Source organism: Paenibacillus sp. FSL L8-0644 (assembly GCF_038008165.1).
Classification (GTDB): Bacteria; Bacillota; Bacilli; order Paenibacillales; family Paenibacillaceae; genus Paenibacillus; species Paenibacillus polymyxa_D.
In genome coordinates, this window is record NZ_JBBOYN010000001.1 from 3,088,763 (window position 1) to 3,115,569 (window position 26,807).

General features: G+C 47.1%; 24 protein-coding genes and 1 pseudogene. 13 read left to right on the forward strand and 12 right to left on the reverse strand.

What is annotated here, in order from left to right; genetic code table 11:
• The first annotated feature begins 104 nt into the window (after positions 1–104).
• Positions 105–920 (forward strand): hypothetical protein, encoded by an 816-nt coding sequence (locus tag NSS94_RS13855; RefSeq protein WP_341039480.1) that lies wholly within the window; start codon positions 105–107, stop codon positions 918–920.
• Between the two features lie 334 nt (positions 921–1,254).
• Positions 1,255–2,103 (forward strand): hypothetical protein, encoded by an 849-nt coding sequence (locus tag NSS94_RS13860; RefSeq protein WP_341039482.1) that lies wholly within the window; start codon positions 1,255–1,257, stop codon positions 2,101–2,103.
• A 191-nt stretch (positions 2,104–2,294) separates the two neighbouring features.
• On the opposite strand, the gene NSS94_RS13865 is transcribed toward NSS94_RS13860, so the two are convergent.
• The 4 genes and pseudogenes from NSS94_RS13865 to NSS94_RS13880 form a co-directional block, all read right to left on the reverse strand.
• On the reverse strand, positions 2,295–2,642 hold the full coding sequence (locus tag NSS94_RS13865) for a phage holin, LLH family (protein WP_341039484.1): 348 nt from the start codon (positions 2,640–2,642) through the stop codon (positions 2,295–2,297).
• Positions 2,643–3,082: 440 nt separating this feature from the next.
• Positions 3,083–3,715 (reverse strand): annotated as a pseudogene (locus NSS94_RS13870) (glycoside hydrolase family 25 protein); the annotation flags it as partial.
• Positions 3,693–4,094 carry a phage holin family protein gene (locus NSS94_RS13875; RefSeq protein WP_341010988.1) on the reverse strand — a complete coding sequence of 134 codons (402 nt, stop codon included), beginning with the start codon at positions 4,092–4,094 and terminating at the stop codon, positions 3,693–3,695. The pseudogene NSS94_RS13870 and the gene NSS94_RS13875, both read right to left, overlap by 23 nt.
• 72 nt (positions 4,095–4,166) lie before the next feature.
• Complete coding sequence (locus tag NSS94_RS13880) at positions 4,167–4,388, reverse strand: hypothetical protein (RefSeq protein WP_039271168.1); 222 nt, start codon at positions 4,386–4,388, stop codon at positions 4,167–4,169.
• A 237-nt stretch (positions 4,389–4,625) separates the two neighbouring features.
• Here NSS94_RS13880 and NSS94_RS13885 point away from each other — a divergent pair, with 237 nt between their 5' ends.
• From NSS94_RS13885 to hydF, 8 genes are all read left to right on the forward strand, one after another.
• Positions 4,626–5,051, forward strand: coding sequence for a MaoC family dehydratase (locus NSS94_RS13885; protein ID WP_029517401.1), 426 nt, complete (start codon positions 4,626–4,628; stop codon positions 5,049–5,051).
• A 696-nt stretch (positions 5,052–5,747) separates the two neighbouring features.
• On the forward strand, positions 5,748–6,284 hold the full coding sequence (locus NSS94_RS13890) for a hypothetical protein (protein ID WP_239645200.1): 537 nt from the start codon (positions 5,748–5,750) through the stop codon (positions 6,282–6,284).
• 128 nt (positions 6,285–6,412) lie between these two features.
• Complete coding sequence (gene fdhF / locus NSS94_RS13895) at positions 6,413–8,575, forward strand: formate dehydrogenase subunit alpha (RefSeq protein ID WP_029517400.1); 2,163 nt, start codon at positions 6,413–6,415, stop codon at positions 8,573–8,575.
• A 50-nt stretch (positions 8,576–8,625) separates the two neighbouring features.
• Entirely contained in the window at positions 8,626–9,222 is a 597-nt protein-coding gene (locus NSS94_RS13900; RefSeq protein ID WP_341039487.1) for a 4Fe-4S dicluster domain-containing protein, read from the forward strand.
• A 71-nt stretch (positions 9,223–9,293) separates the two neighbouring features.
• Positions 9,294–10,760 carry a [FeFe] hydrogenase, group A gene (locus NSS94_RS13905; protein WP_341039488.1) on the forward strand — a complete coding sequence of 489 codons (1,467 nt, stop codon included), beginning with the start codon at positions 9,294–9,296 and terminating at the stop codon, positions 10,758–10,760.
• Between the two features lie 63 nt (positions 10,761–10,823).
• The gene (locus NSS94_RS13910) at positions 10,824–11,414 is read left to right on the forward strand and encodes a 4Fe-4S dicluster domain-containing protein (RefSeq protein WP_013310648.1); all 591 of its coding nucleotides are present in this window, start codon (positions 10,824–10,826) and stop codon (positions 11,412–11,414) included.
• On the forward strand, positions 11,411–12,859 hold the full coding sequence (locus NSS94_RS13915) for an aspartate ammonia-lyase (protein WP_341039490.1): 1,449 nt from the start codon (positions 11,411–11,413) through the stop codon (positions 12,857–12,859). The genes NSS94_RS13910 and NSS94_RS13915 overlap by 4 nt, the downstream gene beginning before the upstream one ends.
• Complete coding sequence (gene hydF, locus NSS94_RS13920) at positions 12,846–14,099, forward strand: [FeFe] hydrogenase H-cluster maturation GTPase HydF (RefSeq protein ID WP_165146850.1); 1,254 nt, start codon at positions 12,846–12,848, stop codon at positions 14,097–14,099. The genes NSS94_RS13915 and hydF overlap by 14 nt, the downstream gene beginning before the upstream one ends.
• 144 nt (positions 14,100–14,243) lie before the next feature.
• Here the strand turns inward: hydF and hydG are convergent, their stop codons facing one another.
• The 3 genes from hydG to NSS94_RS13935 form a co-directional block, all read right to left on the reverse strand.
• A complete protein-coding gene (gene hydG, locus NSS94_RS13925; protein ID WP_013310651.1) occupies positions 14,244–15,656 on the reverse strand; it encodes a [FeFe] hydrogenase H-cluster radical SAM maturase HydG in 1,413 nt (470 codons plus the stop codon).
• 61 nt (positions 15,657–15,717) lie between these two features.
• Positions 15,718–16,758, reverse strand: coding sequence for a [FeFe] hydrogenase H-cluster radical SAM maturase HydE (gene hydE / locus NSS94_RS13930; protein ID WP_274385934.1), 1,041 nt, complete (start codon positions 16,756–16,758; stop codon positions 15,718–15,720).
• A 256-nt stretch (positions 16,759–17,014) separates the two neighbouring features.
• Entirely contained in the window at positions 17,015–18,631 is a 1,617-nt protein-coding gene (locus NSS94_RS13935; protein WP_341039492.1) for an alkaline phosphatase, read from the reverse strand.
• A 238-nt stretch (positions 18,632–18,869) separates the two neighbouring features.
• On the opposite strand from NSS94_RS13935, the gene NSS94_RS13940 reads away from it, so the two are divergent.
• Positions 18,870–19,787, forward strand: coding sequence for a LysR family transcriptional regulator (locus tag NSS94_RS13940; protein ID WP_029517394.1), 918 nt, complete (start codon positions 18,870–18,872; stop codon positions 19,785–19,787).
• 338 nt (positions 19,788–20,125) lie between these two features.
• Here NSS94_RS13940 and NSS94_RS13945 read toward each other — a convergent pair whose 3' ends face one another.
• The 5 genes from NSS94_RS13945 to NSS94_RS13965 all read right to left on the reverse strand — a co-directional run bounded on the left by NSS94_RS13945 (position 20,126) and on the right by NSS94_RS13965 (position 24,001).
• Entirely contained in the window at positions 20,126–20,266 is a 141-nt protein-coding gene (locus NSS94_RS13945; RefSeq protein WP_165082404.1) for a hypothetical protein, read from the reverse strand.
• Between the two features lie 81 nt (positions 20,267–20,347).
• A complete protein-coding gene (locus NSS94_RS13950; RefSeq protein ID WP_165146856.1) occupies positions 20,348–21,151 on the reverse strand; it encodes a hypothetical protein in 804 nt (267 codons plus the stop codon).
• Positions 21,152–21,223: 72 nt separating this feature from the next.
• Positions 21,224–21,643, reverse strand: a complete 420-nt coding sequence (locus tag NSS94_RS13955) for a hypothetical protein (RefSeq protein ID WP_029517392.1) — start codon at positions 21,641–21,643, stop codon at positions 21,224–21,226.
• Positions 21,644–21,879: 236 nt separating this feature from the next.
• Positions 21,880–23,160: a helix-turn-helix domain-containing protein gene (locus NSS94_RS13960; RefSeq protein WP_029517391.1), complete on the reverse strand. Its 1,281-nt coding sequence runs from the start codon at positions 23,158–23,160 to the stop codon at positions 21,880–21,882.
• A gap of 22 nt (positions 23,161–23,182) precedes the next feature.
• A complete protein-coding gene (locus NSS94_RS13965) occupies positions 23,183–24,001 on the reverse strand; it encodes a carbon-nitrogen family hydrolase (RefSeq protein WP_341039494.1) in 819 nt (272 codons plus the stop codon).
• 176 nt (positions 24,002–24,177) lie between these two features.
• Between NSS94_RS13965 and NSS94_RS13970 the strand changes: the two genes are divergently transcribed.
• Both NSS94_RS13970 and proB read left to right on the forward strand, forming a co-directional pair.
• Positions 24,178–25,359: a pyridoxal phosphate-dependent aminotransferase gene (locus tag NSS94_RS13970; RefSeq protein WP_165146862.1), complete on the forward strand. Its 1,182-nt coding sequence runs from the start codon at positions 24,178–24,180 to the stop codon at positions 25,357–25,359.
• Positions 25,360–25,600: 241 nt separating this feature from the next.
• The gene (proB, locus tag NSS94_RS13975) at positions 25,601–26,806 is read left to right on the forward strand and encodes a glutamate 5-kinase (protein WP_069011518.1); all 1,206 of its coding nucleotides are present in this window, start codon (positions 25,601–25,603) and stop codon (positions 26,804–26,806) included.
• Position 26,807 lies beyond the last annotated feature (1 nt).

Sequence of the window (26,807 nt, forward strand, 5' to 3'; positions counted from 1 at the left end):
AAAAATATTAAATATATTCATATATGCCATAAAAAGGTTGACAATATTAGTAGATTCCTTTACGTTGGCTTTGTATTTACAAATATTTCAAGGAGGCGTTTTGTTTGAAAGTAAAATTTCTACCACAAGCTTTTCTAGCTGCAACGCTACTCATTTCTTTTGGGGTCGCCTATCCAGCTACCTCCAATGCCGAAAAAGGAGATAAAATCCCTGACCGCATGTTAGCGGGTACCATCATTCAATACGATGAGAACAATAACATGGTTGTATTGGAAAAAGGAACTCCGGTACCTGAACAGCAAAAATCTAAAGCTGCTATTGCTCCACTGACTGCTGAACAACAGGCTGAGCTAGAAAAAGAAAAACAACAGGATAAAGAGATCGATGAAGCAACCAAATCACTACCGGTATATCATATTGATAACCCTGACCCTCAGCCTGGTTTAAAAGTAATTTATGATGGCGAAGGTTTTATCAAAGATATTATCTTGCCTGATCAAAAAGAAAATGCGATTACTACTAATAATGTTTCACTTCAAGCATTACCACGCGGTACACGCAAATCACCTGGGACTTATACATATGGAGATCATGATAATGAAATTAAAATTAACGGAACATCTAGTGGCTATGTTCGAGGCACAGGGAGAGGAACAAACTTCACAGACACGTATGGGGAAAATTCCAATAGACTCCAAAGAGGTGACTGTGCAACAAAAGGAGCCATTGATAATCCCGACTTCGGGACAGAAATTCGGGTAAGGAATTATGATAATAATGCCGTAGCTAATTTTTATAAAGCTGATAACGGGAGTCTTCCAGATGCAGTCATTGATATTTGGAAAACGGGTGTAGAGAAGTTAGGTTTAGAATGGCCTTCGTACGTCTCATTTTCAGCAAGATATTCCTATGATTTTTAAGATCTTTATACCAAAAAAGGATAGGATCTCGCGTCCTATCCTTTCCCTTTTCGTTATCATCTTCAGTTTGATTCATCACTTATCTCAGAAAGGATGCTTCGTGTTGAGAACAAGTAGCTACAAATTTTTTAGATTCTTTATACTTTCCCTGCTCGTGCCAGCTTTATTGTCATCCTGCTCTCCCTCTTTTACCCCACCAGCAGAATCATCTGTACCCAAAAAGGCCCAATCAAATGAAAAAGTAGTGTCGGCCGGGAAAGGCCAGTATCTATCCATGACTTATACAGAGTATGTGAATGGGAAGAACACAGATCAAGGCATGGTTATGCGAGTTATGACATACGACTTAAACAGCAAAAAATTGACCAAGCTGGCCGATGTTCCTTATACCTCTCAATACCCGCTTTCTGTAGTGTCCTTGCCTGATCACAAAATTTATTACTCTGCCGATGTTGGTGATAAGGGAGACCAATTATTTTCGTATGACTTGAATACCAAAAAAATCGAACAGCTTACCGATAATTTGTTTGCCATCAATCGTATCGTACCAACTACTCCAGATGGCCCACTCGTTCTGGTTGCGGTCAAAAAAGGAGAACGTATACTTAAAACTATTTTCTACAATAAAACAACGCACGCCATGAAATTTATGCATGATGAAAACCAAGATAATATCACTTGGTCTATAGCCTATAATTCAGAAAAAAATACAATTTACAATTCACAGTATTCGGAGAGGGAGCGAGATAAACAAGGTGACATCTCAGACCGAACACAGACCATTATGGTCCCCCCGGACAACAAGGTTACAGAAATCAATAACGTTACCAAGCAAGAGCGTTCTATCGTCACACTAAAAAAAGAGAAAATAACTTCAATGTCCAGCAGTAATGATAAGCTGCTCCTCATAACCACTCGTTTCATTAATCACGGCAATCCCGAGTATAGTCTGGTTGATATTGCAACAGGTAAACGTACCAAAATAAAGTTGCCCTTTTTATCCCGCCAATTTGTCTATATGTCCCCGGATGGCAAGGGGGTCTATTATTTGGGCAGCACTTCTCAGAAAAATCAGGCAGAAAGACGCGGCGTATATTATTATGATTTCACATCGAAAATTCAAACCCCCATTTTCATACAAGAAGAGGGTTTTATCAATAACTTCATACTGCTGAACAAGTAATCATTCTGTTGAACTATGCCAAAAAGCCGGAAAGAAGCAAGTTTACGCTATCTTTCCGGCTTTCCTTATCTGTTTAGTGTTTACTTTGTAACTATAGCCGTATTAGTCTTGCTCCGTAGCAGGCGCTTGTACTGATTCTGTTGGTTCTTGAATAGACTCAGTTGCTGTCTGAACCTGACCGGATGATACCTCTACTGTAGCCTGAGCCAAAAAATCATTAAGCTTCGCGGCAAGACCCGATACAGCTTCCTTAGCTGCTGCCGTGTTGCCTCCTCGTTTGGCTGTGCGTCAGTAGCGAGTGCCACTTTTGTTTTGGCCTTATACTCCAGATATGCCTTCTCAATCGCGGATTTTAACTCTACTTGGGATACTACGATACCTTGACTGGAAAGAGTAAGTGAAGCATACTGCAAAGCCTCCTGAAGCTTACGTTCTCCTCCAGCTTCTTTAAATGCTGTTTGAGCAAAAGCAAAGCCCTCCCCAGCAATTTTATGGATTATTTCCCTCTGTGCCGCCGTAGTACGCGCTTCTAGCCACACGTTAACCTTAGTTTTGAGTTTTGTTCAGACCTCCTAAAACAAACGCTGTAAGCACACCCACAGCGGCTGTGGAGATGGTATTTACGTAAGGTTGCACAGTTTCGATAATTGATTGCATGATTACTTTTCCCCTTTCGTTTTCAACGATGCGATTTTATTTTTTGAATCCCAGGACACTACTGCCCGTAAGCTTCTGCAATTGGCTTGAGTTGCACATAAGCCGTATCGTCTACAAGTTGGACAGTTTGCAGCTTGGCTCTGTTTAAATACGCTTCCTTACGGGTGTTGTCCCAGTGATAAGAAAAGCCCAATACATCTGCCAAAGACCGCAACGGTACATAAGTTCTGGAGCCATGTAGAAGTGCTCTCCCCGCTTCTTTGCCATTGACGCAGAATATGCCGGGTGTAACGGATTCTGTCTCTTGTGCAGGGACAACAGCGCTGAATCGCTTACACAGCTCGTCCGCTGTACCGTCAAACTCATTCATGTCCACGTTCCCTTTTATCCCAGCTACCTTGCCGCTGTCGCTGTATTGCCAAATATCCCAACGTTTCCATGTCACTGTGTCGCTTGGGACGCGAGTGTCACTATACCGGGCTATCCATAATGGGTAACCGCCCAATGAGGCGTTAAAATTGGCGGCAAAGGCACTACCCGTGTAAATGATTGGCTTTCGTCCTGTCAGGCGCTCCAATTCCAAAAGAAAGGCTAATGCTACAGCACTAATAAGTGTTTGGAGAGCTTGCCAGGATTGTTTTCGTAGTCCATCACCGCAGGAAGCTCCAGCGCTTTGGCACCTCCAACCTGATCCTACACATCAGCAAAATGCCGTGCATCCGCTTTCTCTGTGTCAACACTGGTGGCATCTAAAAAATGATAGGCCCCCAACAACACGCCTGCTTTCTTGGCTTTTTTTGCATTTGTAATGAATGTTGGGTCAACATAACTTGCCCCTGACTTGCTTTAATGTAGGCAAATGAAATACCGTCGGTTTAACCGCCTTCCAATCAATCTTTCCTTGATAACGGGATACGTCTATTCCTTGGGCATTACGGCTGTTTCGTCGTTGCATCCTCTTTCTCTCCTTCCTTACCACTTTTACTTTTTAAAACTTCTACGGCCTGTCGGATCACAGGCGGGATAGGAACGCCGAGTCTGCCACCATTCTCCAAAATGGACCGTAGCTCATTTTCCATATAAAAATAGGCGACCGCATCTCGGAATAGGTGCGAATCGCCTAAGACTCCATCAATTAGATGGGATACTGCTACCATTGCAAAAATAAATACCTTTCGAGCTATACCGATAAGACCAATCTTGCTTTTTAAACCTGGTCCGGTACCCTTCTTACCTTCTACGGCAGCGACAAATAATCCGGTCACATAATCAATAATGACCAGAGCAAGTAACACCCCCAATACTCCCGACCACCCACCATAAAAATACGTCACATCGCTGCTTCCTAAAGCAGTACAGAACTTAAAAACTCCCACTTATCCAACCTTCTTCCCCCGTCTCTCCGTTCAGGAAACTTTTCCTGAGCTATCATCATTTGCTTTTTGATTCTTTTCCTCTTGGGCTTGTATCTCTGCTAATGCATTTCCTACCGCAATATCCAAACCTATAAGAATTTCTTTCCGGCGTGCTGGCTGTGAAGCAATTACAGCAGAAATAACCTCAGTCAATTCTTGAACCGATCTGGTTAGATCCAGTAGTATATCCAATGTGGATTTTATCTTTGCCATGTATTTCGTCACCTCCTCAAGACGCAAAATAAGCCCCTGAATTATCAGTGGCTTTTCATACTTGTATCTTAAATTAATTTGCTGCTATAACGCTACGAGTTTTAAAGGGAAATATTGTTCAGTGAATATAAATTTGTAGACGGACAATACGTCATTAAGCTAACGGACAGTTTAACTTGATTGGTGATATTATGCTACTCTATAAATAAGCAAATAATTTAATCAAGAGGTGTAATAATGCGGTTTCATGAATTTTATATCGGACAAGTATTTAAAACCAAGTCTTTGAAATTAACTCAAGAGGATATTACCAGATTTGCAAGGGAGTTTGACCCGCAATATATGCATTTAGATGAAGAGAAAGCATTAAAAGGCAGGTTTAATGGAATTATCGCTTCAGGAATTCAAACATTAGCTGTTTCTTTTAAGCTTTGGGTTGAAACAGGGAGTTACGGTGATGAGGTTATTGCTGGAACTGCTATGAATAATATTAAATTTATTAAGCCAGTATATCCAGGCGACGAATTGTACACCATCGTTGAAGTGATTGGAGTAAAAGAGATGAGGAATGGAACAGGACTCGTTACTGTAATGCTGTCGACTTTCAACCACAAAGAGGAGCAAGTTTTTGAAGGCGATTTATCCGTTCTGGTTAAACAGTAAAGTTTTATAAAATCAATTATTAAAGGTTTGAAGAGGCCCATGCATTCTAGCACGGACCTCTTCTCTTTATTTATACATGGCTTGACTTGCGGCTTTATGTTCAGCCACACGTTGCAGTAATTTCTTCATTTGGCGACCTTTAAGTTGCCCTTCTACAACTGAATTTCGCATAGATTCTACATCTTGAACCCGCACTTTACCCCATGATGAAAGCGATTGTACAGTGCGATAAATTGCTTTGCTGCCACTTTATTATGGGTCTCGACTTGAAAACCAACGCTGTTCGTCGGGTGTTTGTAACAGACAATGACTTGGGCGATCTGCTTAGGATCTGTTGGTTTGTGTACAGACAAATTAGCGTTGGATTGATGATTTAGCGTACCCAGTATTCCTCTTAGCAACTAATCTTCCGGAATTCGCATAACCTGAAGATGATGTTCACGAATACCACTTCCAATCCCACACATATCATGGTAGTTGCAGAATCACGTACGATATCACCTATTTTGGATAACATATTTATATTTTCTGGTGTTCGACTAGCATTTTCGTTCAATGTAATAATGATAAATTCATCTACTGCTTTTGTATTAGAACTGTACAAGCAATGCGATAGAACGAGAAGCATCATACAAACCATAGAGGTAAAGCTGCTTCAAGAGGGGGCTAATCCATGTAAAATTTTGGTTCAGTGTAATGAATTTCACATCTTTCCGGGCCAACCTGTTCTACCATAGAAGAGTGATACGCCGTGCTGGGCAGACCACTTTGGTCGGGACGGTTACGTCTTGTTCTAAACTAGTTACACAGGCTGTCTGGCATGCGCGGCAAGTACGCCTTTATTTTGATTCGAAGCGGAGTGTCCAGATGTTGAATACCGAATTGGAATACCGTGAGCGCATCAGGAAGTTGGCCGTATGTATTGTCAAACACTACCGGGGAAAAGGACCGGACAACGTCAAGGTTTCACTGGATTCGCCGCTCCGGATTACGGTAGAAATTCGAGGTACATTGTCTAATCTGTCCGAAATCCTCGTTCATGAAGGGGCTGAGGACAAGGTCAGAGAATATTGGGACGTCCTTCGTCCCTATCTGGAAAAGGAGTTTATGAACGAAGCCGAAAAAACACTCGGCAGTCCCTTCACTTATACTTGGGAGGTCTGCCCCTCCGTCCATGGAGACGGACACATTATCATTACTCTAGAACTACAACACATACACCGGTTGGATTAGCGGGAAGGAGCCTTGTCTCCTCGCTCGCGGATAAGCCAGTACAGGATGCAGCGTAAAGCGGCATTTTTGTATTGGCTTTTTTTATGTTTCGAGTTTCATCTATTTCATATAAAAGAGGTGCTGCACTTATGGCAGACAAGGTATTGACCGTATGTCCCTACTGCGGGAGCGGTTGTCAGCTTCATTTGCTGGTGGAAAAAGGACAGGTAATTGGCGCAGAGCCGGCTGGTGGTCGTACGAATGAAGGAACGTTGTGTCTAAAAGGACACTACGGATGGGATTTTCTGAATGACCCGCAAATTCTGACTGCACGCTTGCGCAAGCCCATGATTCGCAAAAATGGAGTTATGGAGGAAGTGGAGTGGAAGGAAGCCATTCAATATACTGCCGAACGGCTGTCAGCAATTAAGGAAAAATACGGACCCGACTCCATTATGGGAACGGGCTCCGCACGTGGTCCGGGAAATGAGGCCAATTATGTCATGCAAAAGTTCATGCGGGCGGTCATTGGCACGAACAATATTGACCATTGCGCTCGTGTATGCCATGGCCCTTCTGTGGCAGGTTTGACTTACTCGCTCGGAGATGGAGCTATGTCCAACTCTATTCCTGAAATTGAACACTCTGATCTCATTTTCGTATTTGGATATAATGCACCCGAAACACATCCGATCGTCGCAAGACGCATTGTAGCTGCCAAGCAAAGAGGCGCCAAAATTATTGTATGCGATCCGCGCATGACCGAAACAGCTCGTATCTCGAATATGTGGCTACCCTTAAAGGGCGGTTCGAACATGGCTTTGGTGAACGCTTTTGGTCATGTACTTGTGCATGAAGGACTGTACGACAAACGATATGTGGAAGCAAACACAGAAGGCTTTGCCGAATATGTAGACAGCATTAAAAAATATACTCCCGAATATGCGGAAGGCATTACGGGGGTCAAGGCGGCCGATATCCGGGCGGCTATGAGGGAATATGCAAAGGCCCCTACCGCTACCATTTTGTACGGAATGGGCGTATGCCAATTTTCACAGGCCGTTGACGTAGTAAAGGGGCTCGCTTCCCTTGCACTGTTGACCGGAAATCTGGGCAAGCCGAATGTGGGTATCGGACCAGTACGGGGACAAAACAATGTACAGGGTTCCTGTGACATGGGTGCTTTACCGAATGTGTATCCTGGCTATCAGGATGTAACAGACACCACGGTTCGCAAAAAGTTTGAAAAAGCATGGGGTGTTGAGCTGCCGCGTAAAAAAGGATATCCACTTACGGAGGTACCACACCTCATCCTGAAGGAGAACAAGCTGAAAGCTTATTACATTTTCGGCGAAGACCCTGTACAAAGTGATCCGAACGCCGCCGAGTTGCGTGAAGCCCTAGACCAATTGGAATTTGTCGTGGTCCAGGATATTTTCATGAACAAAACAGCGCTGCATGCCGATGTCATCCTCCCTTCTACTGCTTGGGGCGAGCATGACGGTGTATATTCTTCGGCAGATCGGGGCTTTCAGCGCATCCGAAAGGCCGTCGAGCCACAGGGTGATGTAAAGCCAGACTGGGCCATTATTAGCGAGGTTGCTACCGCCATGGGCTACCCTATGTCCTATGCAAACACAGAGGAAATTTGGGATGAAATGCGTAGCCTCTGCCCATTATTCTCCGGTGCCAGCTACCAAAAAATGGAGCAGCAAGGCGGCGTGCAATGGCCCTGCCCTACTGAGGATCATCCAGGTACACCGTATTTGTATAAAGGAAATCAATTTTCGACACCTAGTGGCAAAGGCAGATTATTCGCCTGCGAATGGCGTCCGCCACAAGAACAACCGGATGCAAAATACCCGCTTGTCTTGTCTACAGTCCGTGAGGTAGGCCACTACTCCGTTCGTACCATGACTGGCAATTGCCGTGCGCTGCGCCAATTGTCTGATGAGCCTGGCTTTATTCAGATTAGCCCGGAAGACGGAGCAGATCTGAATATTCTGGATGGTGAAATTGTTGCCATATCCTCCCGCCGGGGACGCATCATGGCTCGGGCACAAATCAGTGACCGTGTGCAACAAGGTGCGACCTACATGACCTATCACTGGTGGGTTGGAGCATGCAACGAGCTGACCGCTGATTTTCTCGATCCGGTATCCAAAACCCCGGAATTAAAATACTGTGCCATCCGCCTGGAACGAATCGCCGACCAAGCTCAGGCCGAACGTGATGTACATGAATCGTACCAACAGATTCGCAAACAGATGAACGTCCAGGAAGCTGTTTTGGCTGATAAGGTGACAAGATGAGCGGCACAGGGAATATGATGCACCGTCCGACTGATACCCGGTCAGCTTCGATGAGTAGAATGGGAGCAGCCGGTAGAACAAGCGCTGTTGCTTCTTCTTTTGTAGTCGCAGACGCCGGGCAGTGCATCGGCTGCAAAGCCTGTGAACTGGCGTGCTTCGCCGTTCACAGTCAGGCTAACGGTATAGGAGCTTCGGTCGGAACCGTCAGCGTTCCTGTCATACCCAAGGTGTATGTTGTTCGTACAGGAGATACGTATGTGCCGGTGCAATGCCGGCATTGCGAAAATGCCCCCTGCGCACATGCCTGTCCGGTGCAGGCCATTCGTCAGGAGGACGGAGTCGTCATGATAGATGAGGATCGATGTATCGGCTGTACTTCCTGTGTTTTGGCCTGCCCCTTCGGGGCAATTGAGGTGTCTCCGGTCTACCAGGCCGGACACCTTGTGACGCAGTCCGGCCTGACTCACCGGGCAAATCGAGTGGCCCTTCCCCGCACCGCGGCAAGCAAATGCGATCTGTGCGCGGAAACAGAGAAAGGACAGCCTGCATGTGTAGATGCCTGCCCGAATCATGTCCTACGGCTGGCCAAGGGTATATCCGACTCGCCTCCAGAGCCTCGGCGGGAAGTCTTTTTCCCACGCCTGTAAGGTCAAAATCAGCCGCAGAAAGGTAGAAAAACATGTCAACCACAATAGACAAGATCTCTTCACCTCCTTGTATGAAGACGACTGATTGCACAGACCCTGTCATTCATATTGACCCAACGCTCTGCACGGGATGCAGACGCTGTGCTGGGGTTTGTCCAGTAGATGCCATAGAGGGACTGCCTGGAGAACCGCAAACCGTTAATGCAGACCGATGTGTTATTTGCGGTCAATGTGTACAAATATGCAGCGTATACGCATCCGACTGGGCAGGTTCATCTCCACAGGAAGGCGCCGCTAGACGACTGGAACGTATACAAGAACGCGATATGCCTGCCGACATCAGAGAGCCGCTATTCGCTGCCTACTATAGCTACAACTTGAATAAGGTAAGCGATATGATGACCAAACCTGGACAGTTTCGGATCGTCCAATGTGCTCCGGCCATTCGTGTTTCACTCGCGGAGGAATTCGGAATGCCGTTCGGCACCTTGACGCCTGGGAAAATGGCTGCTGCTTTGCGCCGCCTTGGTTTCGACCGGGTATATGACACCAACTTTGGAGCTGACGTGACCATCATGGAGGAAGGCACGGAATTGATTCGTCGCGTGACCGAAGGCGGTCCCTTGCCTATGTTCACATCCTGCTGTCCAGCATGGGTCCGATTTGCCGAGATTGAATATCCCGATCTGCTAGACCATCTATCCAGCTGCAAATCTCCGATGCAAATGTTAGGAGCGCTTATCAAATCTTATGGCGCACAACTGGACGAAGTGGAACCTGCGAATATATACAGCGTTGCCATCATGCCATGTACTTGTAAACAATTTGAATGTGATCGTCCCGAAATGGAATCTGACGGTTACCGTGATGTAGATGAGGTACTGACCACGCGTGAACTTGCATACTGGATCAAGCAGAGCGGAATTGATTTTGCAAACCTGCCTGATGAAGAATTCGATTCACCGTTAGGGCAATATTCCGGTGCAGGCTCCATTTTTGGAGTCACTGGAGGAGTCATGGAAGCTGCCATCCGTACAGGTTACGAGTTGCTGACAAATGAAAAACTGCCGAAGCTCCAACTCGATTTTGTACGTGGTGAGGAAGGCATTCGAGTAGCTGAGGTTCAGGTAGGCAAGCTACAGCTCAAGGTAGCGGTCGTCGCCGGGCTACAGCATGCCTATCAGCTACTGGATCGTGTCCATGCGGGCGAATGTGATTATCATTTTATTGAGGTGATGGGCTGCCCTGCCGGATGTATCAGTGGAGGGGGACAACCCAAGATCATGTTAGAAAAGCAACGAATTGAAGCTTATCGGGCACGTAAATCCTCCATTTATGGACATGATGCTGCACGCCAGGTACGAAAATCGCATGAGAACCCTCACATCATTAAACTTTATGATGAATTTCTAGGTGAGCCGCTGGGTCATGTGTCGCATCATCTTCTGCACACGACCTTCCAACAACGGGGGCCCGGCAAGCAAAGCCGCAGTAGCACTATTTCTATCAAAGGGGATACGGATTACTCCATTCATTAATACGTTAAGTTTTTTATGCTGTATACATTATATTTGTCGTTAGTTAGAGAGGAGTCGAATTGTATGAACCGTTTTGTTTTAGCTGATCCCGACCAGTGTATCGGATGTCGTACCTGTGAAATCGCATGTGTCATCGCACATTCAGCGGAGAACCCTTTTATCTCACCAGATGATGAGTTTCATTTTCACCCTCGTCTGAAGGTTATTAAATCATTTGGAGTCACTGCACCCGTTCAGTGTCGTCACTGTGAGGATGCCCCATGCGCTAACGCTTGTCCGAACGGCTCCATTACGAACGCAGATGGCTGCATTCTCATTAACAGTGAAAGCTGCATTGGCTGTAAAACCTGCATGATCGCCTGCCCTTACGGCGCGATTACCATGGTACCCGAGTATCGAAACGGGCAGCCTGTCGTTCAAGACGGACTGTACACCAATATGTCAGGCCGTTTGCAACCCAAAGAACGCATGATTGCCAGCAAATGTGATTTGTGCGAAGGTGTGGACGGCGGACCGGCCTGCATTGGTAAATGTCCAACACAAGCCCTCAAGCTGGTCGAGCCAGATCTGGTTCATGCCCGGGTTGAGGAAAAACGCGCTGCAAGTGCACGTCAGCTGCTGCATATGACACGCATTCCGGCAACAGGTCTATGACTGAAGGTTTCCCTCTACCTACAAATACGCGAACCGAGCGGGATGCGTTAGGAGAGATGGAAATTCCCGCAGACGCCTTTTACGGTATTCACACCGCACGCGCGATGAACAATTTTGCGGTCAGTGGCAGGCCTGTGAACCAAAACCTGATCCACGCTCTTGTGTTGGTAAAAAAAGTAGCCGCTCAAGTGAATGGTGAGCAGAAACGGCTTCCTGTCCAACGGGCCTCTGCCATTGTATATGCTTGTGATGAAATACTCGCCGGGAGACACCAACATATGTTTACCGTGGATGCTATGCAAGGCGGCGCAGGCACCAGTACCCATATGAATGTAAATGAGGTCATTGCTAATTTGGCCATCGTACAGCTAGGAGGCAGACCAGGGCAGTATGAAATTGTACATCCGCTGGATGATGTGAACTGCTGTCAGTCTACGAATGATGTCTATCCCACAGCGCTACGAATTGCAGCGATACGGCTGCTTCGGCCTTTATGTGACACAATGTCTTCGTTACAGGATGCTTTACAACACAAAGAAACAGAATATGCCGACCTACTCAAGCTAGGCCGCACTCAGCTAATAGATGCCCTGCCCATGATGGCCGGGCAGGGCTTTGGTGCCTATGCAAAGGCTATAGCGCGCGACCGCTGGCGTCTCTATAAGGCCGAAGAGCGGCTGCGGGAAATCCCTATTGGAGGCACGGCGATTGGCACAGGTATGAACGCGCCCCGCGCTTACAGCTATCGGATGGTCGAAAAACTGGCGGATGAGACCGGCTTTGGACTGAGTCGCAGCGACCACCCGATGGATCCGATTCAAAATATGGATGTCTTTGTGGAGGTGTCCGGTCTACTCAAAGCAGCCGCCGTGAATCTGTACAAAATATCTGGCGATTTTCGCCTACTGGCCTCTGGTCCTTTCGGTGGTATTGGCGAATACACTCTGCCTCCAGTTCAGGCCGGATCCTCTATTATGCCTGGCAAGGTCAATCCGGTAATAGCTGAAATGGCAGGACTAACAGCCATGCGTGTGATAGCCGAAGATGCGGCTATCACTATGGCCGCTGCCTCGGGTCAGTTGGAGCTAAACGCATTCCTGCCGCTGATTGCCGAATCGTTGCTGGAATCGCTACATATTCTGAACAGAGCGGTTCGACTATTCGAAGAACGATGTGTGCGTGGCCTGATCGTGCGTGAAGAACGCTGTATTACAAATCTACGTAACTCAGCCGTGATGGCTTCTGCGCTGGTCGCGGAGCTTGGCTATGATGAGGCTGCCTCCATTGCATCGACGGCCATTGTGCAAGGTCGCACACCAGAGGATATTGCAGAAGATCGCGGCCTACTGACCCGTTCGCGGATTGACCAATTATGCCATCCCTATACAGTAACCAAGCCCGGAATTCCGGGGCAGGAAGAAGGAACTCACCATGGGAATGAATGATACCCCTCGTAGCAACCGACCACATATCGTCCTGCTTGGTCGCCGTAACGCAGGCAAATCCAGCATTCTGAACACCCTGACTGGTCAGCCCGTCGCAGTGGTATCTCCTGTAGGAGGAACGACCACGGACCCCGTTTTCAAACCGATGGAGCTGCTCCCAGCGGGTCCCATTGTTTTGGTAGATACCGCCGGACTGGACGATGAGGGTGAGATCGGAGAGCTGCGCCGCAACAAAACGCTAGAAATACTTAATAGTACAGACCTGGCTCTTCTCGTTATCGACGCCACCGTTGGAGTCGGATCATTCGAGCATGAGCTACTCGAAAAGCTCCGTATCAAAAAGATTCCTGTTATTGGGGTATTGAATAAGATAGATACCCTTACAGAATCAGATAAAACGGCTACAAAACTGGCTACTGAACTGGATCTCACCCTGATTCCTTTCAGTGCATCTTTGCTCCGGGGAGACACGGAACTGAAAAAGGCTATCACGAATACACTCCCCCAAAACGAGGATCGTTTCCGTATCGTCGGTGACCTGTTGTCACCCGGCGATGTTGTTGTGCTGGTCGTTCCCATTGACAAAGCTGCACCAAAAGGCCGATTGATCCTGCCACAACAGCAAACAATCCGCGATACACTAGAGAGTGATGCCATCGCCGTAGTGACCAAAGAACATGAACTACGATTGACACTGGAGAGATTGGGACGCAAGCCTCGCTTGGTCATTACCGATTCACAGGTTTTTATGAAAGTAGCGGCTGACACGCCCAAAGATGTGCCTCTCACCTCTTTTTCCATCCTGTTTGCCCGTCATAAAGGCGATCTGGACGAACTGGTACGAGGTGCAAGAGCCATTGATCGCCTCAAAGATGGAGACCGTGTACTTATTGCCGAAGCCTGCACTCACCAATGCCAATCTGACGATATTGGTCGAGTGAAAATTCCCCGCTGGCTCCGCCAAACGATAGGCAAACGTCTCATCATCGAGCATGCATCCGGCTCCAGCTTCCCTGATGATCTGAGCGAATATGCACTGGTTATTCATTGCGGTGCATGCATGCTCAATCGGCGTACGATGCTTCATCGAATGTCGGAAACGAAAGCTGCCGGCGTGCCGATTGTGAACTATGGTGTTTTCATCGCTTATGTACAGGGGGTCTTTCCCCGTGCTATTGAATGCTTCCCATCTGCTATGCTGGCATGGGAGCAAGCTGTAGAGGCCGGCAGTTATTCCTAAAAGTCCTCATCTCGGTATTCATATTTTTTTCCAGACACACAAAAGCAGTCGCGCTGATTTCAACGCGACTGCTTTTTATTTTCAAGTTCATTATAAATCATGAGATTTCATAGCGTGAAATGATACTACGAATAATATAAATTGCTAAAAATACAAATCGCGTTCGCCTGCTTCCAGTCGTTCAAGTCTGTCAAGCGTCAAACGGCGCGTCGATTCACGTGGTATACGCTCCAGATTTTCTCGCAGAGCGGCAGCTCCCAGTTCACGTGCCTCCTCATCCCCATAATCCAGCAGATATTCTTGGAAGGTCAGCAGCGAATTCGGCTGGCATACATTATGAATTTGTCCTGATTTGGCAAGCTCCATGAAACGATCTCCAGTTCGCCCCTCACGGTAGCAAGCTGTGCAGTAGCTCGGCATATATCCGCCACGGCACAGACTTTTAATAATTTCCGATGGTGAGCGATGATCCCCCACCTCAAATTGAGGCTTATCATCAGTTTCCTGTTTTGCATATGCCCCTACGCCTGTAGCTGAACCTGCACTAATCTGCGACACGCCTAGACCAATGACGCGGTCCCTATATTCCGGCTCCTCGCGCGTGGACAGGATCATTCCAGCATAAGGGACAGCCAGTCGAAGAACGGATACAATTTTCATAAAATCCTCATCGTTGACCAGGTACGGATATCGCTCCAGATCTACATTTTCAGCCGGACGCAATCGTGGAACTGAAACCGTATGAGGGCCACAGCCAAAGGCTTCTTCCAAGTGCTCGGCATGTTTCAGCATCGCTACGGTCTCATAGCGAAAATCATACAGACCGTACAACACACCGATCCCCACATCATCTATACCCGCACGCATGGCTCTGTCCATTGCCGTAGTGTGCCAATCAAAGTCCCGCTTTGGTCCCTGCAGGTGGAATTTACGATAGCTTTCACGATGATACGTTTCCTGAAATAAAATATACGTTCCAATGCCCACCTCTGCCAGCTTCCGATAGTCCTCTTCGGTTGTGGATGCAATATTCACATTGATCCGCCGAATGCTGCCGTTATCCACCTTGACCTCATAGATCTGGCGCAGACAATCGACGATATAGTCAATGGGACAATGAACTGGGTCTTCTCCCGCTTCCAGCACGAGTCGCTTGTGTCCCAGTTCTTGAAGCACTCTAACCTCCTCCACCAATTCCTCCGGTGTCAGACGGCTACGAGTAAAGCTGTCATTGGTATGTTTATAACCACAATATTCGCAGTTATTCACGCAGTGGTTGCTTACATATAAAGGGGCGAACAACACAATCCGGTTGCCATAAATTTGCTCTTTGACTGCCCTCGAAGATTTGAACATCTCTTCCAATAATTCAGGATCATCCACATGTAAAAGAGCCGCCGCTTCACTCGCACTCAGTCCCCGGCAGGCTCTCCCCTTTTCTAAAATTTCTAAAATACGGTGTCGATCTGTTGCCTCTTGTTTCCCCTGCTCCACTGCTGCCATAATCTCTGCTTCATTAATAAAATCCGCCGATACTTTCTCCCGTACTCCACTCACGTATACCCATCTCCTTATTTATGGTTACTGCAATGTTTCCGTCATAGCCTCACAAAGTTTCCTATCTCATAAGTTGTCGTTGCACCCTCAAACTATCACCGCGCCCCATATCGACTTCAAATCCCGCTCCACGAATCCGCAGTTCCAGGCAATGACGACATTGGGCAGACTCATCTCCCAAACATATTTTATTCTCATAAATCGCATACTTAGGCCTCACCGCCAGTGGCGACAAATTGGGCATCACCACATTTGCCCCTGCCTGAAGCGCCTTCTCCCTGCCTTGGGGATGAATCGTTCCCATTGCCGTGGACGCCGGAATAAGTGCATCTGGAACAACCAGTCGGGATAACGAAATAATATCGAGAGCTTTTTCCATGCTCCCCTGACTGGCATCCCGAAGCGGCGTGTTGCTATGCGGTAAAAAAGGACCAATCCCGATCATATCTGGTGACAGGCTATGCAGATAGACCAAATCGTCTGCTAATTCACTATTTGTTTGTCCTGGTAACCCCACCATACATCCGGCCCCGATCTGAAAGCCGATTCGTTGCAAAGCCAGCAGACGGCTGCGCCTGCTTTCCATCGTCATCGTCGGATGCAGCTTGGCGTACAAACGGGGGGAAGCTGTCTCATGCCGCAGCAAAAAACGGTCCGCGCCCGCCTCGTATAATTGCTCATAAGTTTCATCATCTCGTTCACCGATGGACAGTGTGACTGCCACATCCGCGAAACGGCTTTTAATTTCTCGAATCAATTTCGTCAGCCGGGCTGCTGTAAACCAGTAATCTTCCCCACTTTGCAGCACAAAGGTCCGATAGCCGAGTTCATAGCCCTCCGCACAACAGGCCAGAATTTCTTCCGGCTGCAAACGGTAACGATCTGCCTGTTTATTCGAAGCACGCAGCCCACAGTACATGCAGTCCTGACGACATATACTGGAGAATTCAATTAATCCCCGTAAAAAAACACCTTTGCCATAGCGCTCCAATTTGGTGCGAGCTGCCAGGTGCCTCAGTTGAGCCCGTAGCGTCGGCTCATCATCCAAACGTGTCAGCAACTCCATCATTTCCGTATGCGTCCATTCCTTGCCGTCAGCCAGACGCAGTAATAATTCGTCCGTGACTCATCCCTTCTTCCCTCGTCCATCCGGACTTCGCATCATCAGCGGCTTGTACCGTACATGTATTATTCTAGCAATATCGAAGAAGATGTAACGTGACTAGTTTCACAAAAAATCCCATTTTATAAAAACCTTCTTCAACTTCCGCCTCAAAAAATACACATTTAGCTCAACACACAAAAAAGCTGTCTCTTCCTCTAATGGAAGAAACAGCCCTTGTCGATGATTCTGCATATTACTGAATCAAATCAATTGCCTGCTGGGGTACAAAATAATCAACACCGTTAAATACAACTACACCGTTGAGCGTGGTATTTTTACCATTCAGCATAGCAATATTTTTGTATACCGGAAGCTCCAGCTTGTTACTGCCTTTGGTCACTGTAATGACTTTCGTATCCGCAGTAAACTTGGCTCCTTTAGCTTCAAAAGCGGCTTTTGCAGGAACAAAAAGCTGCTTGCTGACTGTATCCAAGTCCAGTCCAAGTACACGTGTCATATACTTATTTACATCCGTATTGTCGATTACACCGGATGGACGGTCTCCGTTCGGCGCGTACGTGTACAACACGACATCGCCTCCTGTATGTCCGCCTGTAGTCCAGCCAATATTCGCACGTTTGCTAATGATCGGTCCGACAGCATAGTTCATGCTGCCTTCTTTGGCATCTTTAATGGTTTTCACTTCTTCGTCTGTCAAATCGGTGATGCCAAAATACGTGGAAAGCACCTCTTTAATATTGCTGCGATCTGCATTCAGCTTGGCTTCCAAGCCTTCACCCGTCAGCTTCGCTTTTTTCAGCGGGTCTATAAAAGCAGCTAAAGGCGTTTTGTCATAATTGCTAGTTGTATCGCTGCTACCAATCGTCAATCCACCGTTTCCGTGGTCTGTCACTGCTACGACGACAGTATTTTGGTTTTGTTTGGCGTAATCCACAGCCACTTTCACCGCATCGTCAAATGAAAGCACGTCACTAATAATTCCGGTTGGATCATTTGCATGGGCGGCCCAATCCACTTTACTGCCTTCTACCATTAAGAAGAAGCCTTTATCGTTTTTGGACAACACATCAATGGCTTTCGATGTCATTTCCGCCAGACTAGGTTCCTTGGATGCATCGCGATCCAGGTTATACGCAAGGGCTTCGGGAGAAAAGCTGCCCCAGAGCTTGCTGGAGGTCGATTTTTTCAACCCTTCAGGTGTCGTGACAAAGTCATAACCCTGGTCTTTAATTTGGGCTACCAAATCTTGGCCATCTTTACGCCCTGCTGCCTCCAAAAACTTGCCGCCTCCACCTAACACTACGTCAACCCCGTTGTAGGCTTGCTGCATGCTGAGTGCATCATAATTTTTACGATCAGGATAATGTGCGGTAAAATCAGCTGGTGTCGCATGCATAATCTCGGAAGTCGCAATAATTCCGGTCGATTTTCCTGCCAGCTTGGAAGCCTCAAGAATGGAAGCTACAGGTTTTTTGGCGTCACCCCCTGCATTGGGTTGTTGTCCAGGCATTGTCGCTTCATCAGGAAGGACACCTACATACCCAGTATGAGATTTATGTCCTGTGGCAAAAGCAGTACCCGCTGGAGCAGAATCGGCAATTGGAGCATCCGCAGAATGCGTACGCACCATGCCGCTTGCCATGCTGTCTAACGTTAAGGAGGATCCTTTGTACCATCTAGCCAGTGCAGTGGCGTCATTAGCCATACCGTCTGGAATCAAAATAATTACGTTTTTAATCGACGTGTCCTTTTCGACTGCCATCGCCGTCCCACCGCTTACTGCTAGCATCATCGTCGCTACGAGTGCAGCCACCGATTTTTTCGTATGTAGCCCCCAACATTTTAGCATTCATTTTCCTCCCAGATCTTTTTTGTACAACCAGAACTAAGATTAATTATGTTTTATCAGGAGAATGTTAAAGGAATTCATTATCTATATTAAAAGACGATATTTGTGACAAAACGCTTCATCTATATAATACTTGTGACACATGAGATTCGTCAGGACTGGGCATTTAATTTTATTATTGTATAATCAGTCTATGATGTAATAGGAAAAGTTTATAAGATAAGGAGCATGAAATTCGATGGAATTCAGACAGCTTCAGTACACCCTGCAAATTGCAGCGGAAAAAAACTTCTCACGCGCAGCAGAAAAACTGCATATTGCTCAGCCTTCTTTGAGCCAACAATTGTCCAAACTTGAAAAAGAACTTGGGGTACTTTTATTTCAACGCAACACCAGCACGGTGGAATTAACACATGCAGGAGCAAGCTTTGTAGAAAAGGCAAAAAAAATAGTTGATGCAGTCGAGCAGCTCCGGCAGGAAATGGACGATATTTCTCAGCTGCGAAAAGGGAAGGTCGTCGTTGGCAGTATGCCTATCACAGGCTCCCATTTGCTGCCGCATGTGCTGCCTGTATTCAAGAGGGCTCATCCAGACATTGAAATCGTGTTAGTCGAAGATTCATCCATGAATCTGGAGAAAAAAACGGCAAGTGGCGATACAGATCTCAGCCTGCTCTCTCTTCCCTTAGTAGAACCTACACTTTCTTATGTACCCATCGGTGAAGAATGGATTGATCTCGCTGTTCCTCCGGGTCATCCCCTAGCCCTGCGTAAAAATGGTACCCAGCCGCTGCCAGTGCATATGGAAGAACTGAAAGACGAGCCTTTTGTCGTCCTGAAAAAAGGGCAAGGCTTTCGCAAGCTGACGATGGATCTATGTCATCAAGCAGGCTTTGAACCCAATGTGGTGTTTGAAAGCACTAATATGGAGACCCTTCAATCGCTCGTAGCGACAGGTATGGGCGTGACACTCGTCCCACGTTTTATCGCACGGGCCGCCAGTAGCGAGTTTGTTCCAGCATTGCTGCCACTCGCCGAACCTACTCCCAGCCGTACCCTGGCCATTGCTTACCGGAACGGACGTTATTTGTCTAAAGCTGCCGAAGCTTTTATTGATACCTTCCGAGAAACGGTCGAGCAACTTTCTCAAAAGTAGCCTCGAACGTGAAAAGGACCGTCTTCCTCCCCAGCCCAAGCCAGAGAGGAAGACGGTCCTGGGGCTTCGCCCCTATACTTTCAATACTGCAATTAGATCACGGGTTCGATTACACTGTTGCGATGTTGCTTCCATCTGTCTTCAACGAACCACATTTCATGTTCATTTGAAATTCATGTCAGCCTCGCCTGATTACTCTACGCTTGCTCGGAAACTCCACTTTATCCATCCCGCATCACTTCTTTCCTTAAGGTCTCTAGTCTTGGTATCCAAGAATGTCCTACCTCAGTTCCAATGTGCTGTGTGATCCCAAAGTGTCTGTCCTCGCCTTGTTGTGATCAGGGTCTCCCTAGATGTGGTGGACTTTTGTCCTGATCATAGCCCATTTCATAGTTGTTTCCGACAACCTGTCTATTTAAGCCTCTCGGCCGTGACAGGCCATCCCTATTCGCCAGTTCGGATCTACTTTGGTTATCCATCGTTATCAACCTCCTGGTGTCGGGATACTATTATAATACACCTATAGGCTGTATCTGAAACAGGTATCATAAAAAACTTTTTTATGATCGAGAAGAACCAAATGCTTGCTGTACCTCGGCTTCACTCACTTGTGTTTTAAAGACCAATTTCGAAGGATCTTGAGGTGAATAAATGACCTCTATAATGCTTCCTTGCTGCAGCTTGGATAGTTGGGAAGAAAAAACATCCTTTTGCGTGGTTACATTAAAGGTATCGCCGTTGCTTTTCGTTACACTCAGCGTAAATTGAAGCTTAATTTTATCGGATCCCGCTTCACCCATGGGTGTAACATCCAGCACCTTTGCATATGCCTGCTCACCGGTTTTGGCAATTTCCATCAGCTCGGGCGATACGCCCTGCTTGACCATTTGCTCATTCATTAACGCTTGCAAATCCATCTGCGACACCTGCCCTTTCAGGTCAAGTCCTACTTTCTTTTTGTCTTTCTCCGATATTACGAGTGGAATGATCGAGCCTGGCTGAAATTGAGCCATGGAAGTTAAAGGAATAATCGTCGTCAAAGCAGTATCATATTTGTCTTCTCCCTGTTTGGTTACGGTCAACCCAAGTTTTACCTGCGGCTGATTGTTTACATAAGTCCCTGTTTGCTGAACACTAGTAATGATCCCTACCCCAGGAGCACCCTTCTTGACTTTACCCCCTCCGAAAAACGCACCTATAATACCAGGTAGAAATATAAGCGCAAAGCCTGTATAAATTAACGGCCGATACCACGGAGCATCCATAATCAAAAATGGATCATTCCATAAGTAGTTAGCCAAGAATGGTGAGAAGCCTACACCAAACACTAGAAGTACCCCGATCATACTCAAAAATCCTTTCATCCTTCAAAACCCCTTTTCAATCATCTGTTTAAAATATATGTCAGCAAGATAGGGTGAAACACCTCATTCATTTTACGCTGTCACCAGACCCATATAGATCAGCTCTGATGGATTTTTCGGGTTGCTTCCCAGACCCACCGTATCTCCAGGCCGCGGGATTTGCAGCTTGGATACGAGCGTTTCCAACGTTTTTTGGTATCGATTGCCGTTAATTTCTGTCACATCTAGCACTAGCACTACGATCGGATCAAAATTCACGAGCTTCCCGGTATCTGTTACCGAAATAATAACCGCAGTCGCTGCCATCGCCAAACCACCGTTAGCCGCTGTTTGAGCTTGTCTTGCCGAATTTAGGCTTTGGTTGATCTGTTCCCGATGCTCTTTGGGTACTAGACCTTTCATAAATAAGCCTGACAGGCCTTTATTCATCAGTTGGTCTGCTTGTTCTATCGCATCCTGCTGTTTTTTCTTTTTACCGAAAAAGTTCATCATGTGATTGCACCTCGTATTTTGTATTGTCGTACCTTATGAATTCAGTATAGAAGACGGTTCCTGACATCACAATACGTTTTGGCACATACAAAAAAACCGGAAAAACAGGAGCTTCAACCTGTATTTTGTCGGTTTATTTTTGAACTTTGGCACGGTTCGCACAAAATTTTGCACACTTCCGAGTATTCTTTCGAACAATCTATCCGATAGTTTTGTGAAAAGCGAATGATTTCTGACTATTTTTTTCTTAAAAGATAGACCAGTTTACGATAATACGCAGATGATTCTTTATAACGACGACTGTCCTCGGACACCACAGCCAGCGTTTCATATAACTGTTCAAGCCGCGCTGGATGCTGAAGAGCTTCAAAATAAGGCAAGCATTGCAAGGCATGCATCCAAAAGGCGTCCTGATTTCCCTGAGCAAGCGCAAGCTGGCTTTCATAAAAATCAAGCCCCATTTGCTGATCTGTTGTCAGATTGGTTTGGCGAAGCTGATCCAAATGCTGTGAGAGAAGGCCCCAATTTTTCCGCACAAACGCAATCTCACAACGATATATCAGCGTAACGGGCAGCATCATCTGCTGCATTTCCTCCCGCTCCCGACTCACCAGCGCTTCAAAACGCCCTACTTCCTCCAATGCCTTGTCCAGCTCTCCAATCGATGTCAGCATAATAATCCGGTTGTTCAGGATGGTCGTGAGCATATCTGCCGCATTTTCCAAATAGACTAGATTGGCCTCAGCCATAGACAGCGTTAACAGTGCTTCCTGTACAGAACCCATGGCAAAACAATATCCGCTGTAAGCTACATACAGGCCCGTCAAACGGTGAAAAAGCCGATCATCATACACCCTTCGCATCGTCTGCTCGAATACCTGCTTCGCCTGATCAAATTGCTTAACCTGAATGCAGGCCTCCATCATAATGTTTTGCGCATTGAGCCAGTTTTCCGTCCCCTCTTCCACCAATCGGATTAACTGCGTAACGTTATTCAGCACATCATAATAATGATTTTTAGAGCGGAGATACTGGATTTTATAAAATAAAATTGCTTTTTTTAGCGGTGCGGGCAGCTCCACCTCATCCGAACGACCAAACTTCTCCAAATAAAAATTCAAATAGGTTTGATGTAAATATTCATAGGCCGTTGGGTCATTTAATTGCTGGTAATAAACGGCCTTCATCAAATAAGTCGTCATTTCCACTACCAGTGAATCGTTGCGATCCTCCAGCTGATCCACATAGCCTTCCGTGGCAGGATTAGCCAGCTTGGACAGCTCTGTAAAAATCTTATCCGCTGTAGCCAGCGTTTCCTCATCCTCTGCCGCTGCACGTAAGAGGTACGATGGGTTTACACCTAAACGCCCAGCAATTTGCTCGGCCAGATCCTCTGCTAACGGGTAACGGTCGGCCAGTATATTCGCAAAATGTGCAGGTGTCACCAGCCCGTCTACCAGCTCTTTACGGGACAGGTTTTTCTTTTTACACAAAAATTCAATGCGTTCCTTAAGCATGGAGTATTCCTTTCTACACTGATTATCGGTCATACAGTGAGGGACGCCGATCTTCAAACACCGGAATACGACCACGCACGTCCTGCACCAAGCCAGACTCAATCGTTCCTGTGAGAATCTCCTCCTGCTCTCCGCCCTCAGCAATGATTTCTCCCCATGGATCAATAATAAGCGAATGCCCGAAGAAATCAGTATCTCCGCTGCGACCTACCCGGTTACAAGCAATGACATACATTTGATTTTCTATAGCACGTGCGGTCAGCAAGATGCGCCAGTGATGCAGCCGAGGATGAGGCCATTCTGCGGGTACGATCAACAAATTTGCGCCCGACAGGGCCAAACTGCGGGCTAGTTCAGGAAACCGGATATCATAGCAGATCGACGCACCTGCCTGAATCCCATCATCCAGTGCGAATAAAACCTTTTCTTCGCCAGGCTGCAAATATTTTTCTTCATCCATAAGTCGGAATAGATGAATTTTGGAATACGAAGCAACCTCTCTACCTGTTCGGTCAAAAACGAGCATCGTATTATACACATGACCGTCGCTTTTTTTCTCTGCGATTGACCCTGCTACTACATTCACTTGATGGGTGGCGGCAAATGCTGCTATCCATGCCCGAGTCTCCGTCCCTTCTTCGTCCGCCAGCTCATGAATGCGCTCCAAGGCATAGCCTGTGTTCCACATTTCTGGCAGGACAATCAGATCCGGCTTCAGTTCGGCTTTCATCGCTTGTTCCATTAAAGCTCGGATATGACTGCGGTTTTCCGGGGGATTTCCTATCTCTATGTGAGCTTGTATGAGTGCAACACTGAACGGCTGAGCTTCCTGATACGTCAAAATCCTTCATCCTCCTTGTGAGCCGGAGCTTCTCGTGACCCATTGTCCGGTATTTTCTCCCATCATAGCCCGATCAGTCTGGATTACGCAACCATGCAAGCTTAATTCCCCCTATACAGCTCGGTAAAATCGTGATAGATTATTTCTTAAACTATTCCAAAAGGTCGTGTACATGGATGACTCATTTTTCTATTCCTTCTTCTGACGTCATGAAACAGTTACCCACTCAATTTTTTGCCACACTTGTACAAAATGTAAACCGTGAAATCGCGGCGGGGCATGATGTCATTAATCTCGGACAGGGGAACCCCGATACCCCCACTCCTTCTCATATTGTAAAAGCTTTGCAGGAATCAGCAGATAACCCGCTATATCATAAATATTCGCCATTTCGCGGTTATAGCTTTCTCAAGGAAGCCGTTGCCCAGCGCTATCAGGAGGATTACGGTGTAACGCTCAATCCTGAAAGTGAGGTCGCCATCCTGTTTGGCGGAAAAACGGGTTTGGTTCAGCTCCCACAAGTCCTACTCAATCCCGGTGATGTATGTCTCGTCCCTGATCCCGGTTATCCGGACTACTGGTCAGGTGTAGCCTTGGCTAAAGCGGAAATGTCTTTTCTGTCATTAAAGGAAGAGAATCGTTTTCTGCCCGACTATGAAGCCATTTCCGCGGAAGACCGCCGCCGCGCTAAGCTAATGTTCCTTAACTATCCGAATAATCCTACCTCGGCTACTGCTCCACTTTCCTTTTACGAGGATACGGTTGAATTCGCGCAACGTAACGGCATTGTGGTTGCCAGTGATTTTGCCTATGGCGCTATTGGATTTGATGGCGAACGTCCGGTAAGCTTCCTACAGGCTAAGGGTGCTAAAGACGTGGGGATTGAGTTCTATACCTTGTCCAAAACGTACAATATGGCGGGCTGGCGTGTTGGTTTCGCGCTCGGTAATGCCGAAATCATCTCGATGATTAACCTGCTGCAGGATCATATTTATGTAAGCTTGTTTGGCGGCATTCAGGCAGCCGCAGCAACAGCCTTGACGGCCTCGCAGAACTGCGTAAGCGAGCTGGTTGCCCGTTATGAATCGCGCCGTAACGCTTTTTATGATGCACTTGGGCAAATCGGCTGGAAGGCGACACGCCCAAGCGGCTCCTTTTTCAGTTGGTTGCCTGTGCCGCAGGGCTATACTTCTACTTCTTTTGCCGATCTGTTGTTGCGGGAAGCCAAGGTGGCTGTCGCTCCAGGGATCGGCTTCGGGAGTGGCGGCGAAGGATATGTGCGAGCGGGGCTGCTGAGCTCAGAAGCTCGACTGACCGAGGCGGCTGATCGAATTGGCAAGCTAAACCTGTTTGGTTAATCCGTATTTTCCAGCTACAACTTCTTTGCCAAACCTGGTCTTTTCGTGGTATTCTGTATCCAATATCATTTAGCGCGTTGAAGGGACTATTAAGAGAGACCCGGTCCTGTTCAGAGAGTAAATTCCGATAGGCTGCAAGAATTTACCTGGACTCTCTCCCAACTCCTATCCCCGAGCGCCCTGCGCAATCAGGCGGCCCCTGCCGTTAACAGGTTTCAAGTGGGATGATCATGAATCATCAATGAAGGTGGTACCGCGGAAGCACAAACTTTCGTCCTTTGCATACAAAGGATGGAAGTTTTTTTGCATTAAAAAGAGTAAAATTAAGGAAGTGGACGTCATGTCAACACGTATCGTCATTAAAATCGGTAGCAGCTCTCTAACTGGAGTGGAAGGTGGCTTGAATCGGGAAGCCATCGCTTATTTTGCCCGGGAAATCAGCTTGCTTCGTGCAAAAGGTTATGAAGTGCTGCTGGTTACATCAGGCGCAGTAGCCGCCGGATTCAGAGAGATTGGGTACCCGTTTCGCCCTAAGCTGCTACATGAAAAGCAGGCGGCAGCGGCTGTTGGCCAAGCTCTTCTCATGCAGGCCTATGAGCAGGCTTTTAAAGATTTTGACCTAGTGATCGCGCAGGTTCTGCTTACCCGTAGTGACTTTTTGATCCGCAAACGGATGAACAATGCCGGAATGACCGTAGAAGAATTGCTGCGCCAGCAGGTTATCCCGATCTTTAACGAAAATGACACGGTATCAATTGACGAATTGAAATTCGGCGATAACGATATGCTGTCCGCGCTGGTTGCCAATCTGGTCAAAGCTCAGCATCTGATTATCATTACGGACACCGATGGCGTATATACGGCAGATCCGCGCAAGCATCCGAATGCCGTACGTTTTGAACGTATCGAAGAAATTACAGAGGAGATTTATGCATTAGCTGGAGGTTCTGGATCGTCTGTAGGTACTGGCGGCATGCGATCCAAGATCGAAGCTGCCAAAGTCGCTACACGCGGCGGTGTGCCTGTATATGTGGGACGTGTAAGCGCGAATGGCGATCTAGACGCAGCCGTTGAAGGACACGGACCGGGAACATATTTTGACACTCACCTCTCTTCACTTCCGATGAAAAAACAATGGCTTGGATTTATGTCCACCCCTCTGGGCGCGGTGCATGTAGACGAAGGGGCCGAGGACGCGCTGGTTCACGGAGGACACAGTCTACTTCCGGTTGGCGTACGACGTGTCGAGGGCAGCTTTCATGCCGGAGATGTCGTTGAGGTGCTCGGACCGGAAAATAAAGTGTTAGGACGTGGCATCGTCAATTATGACGATGAACAGCTTCGAATGGTACAAGGATTACCGAGCGGTGAGGTTGTGGGCAAAATTGGTCCCATTCACCGGCTTGAGGTGATTCACAGGGATGAATGGATTACATTATGTATGTAGG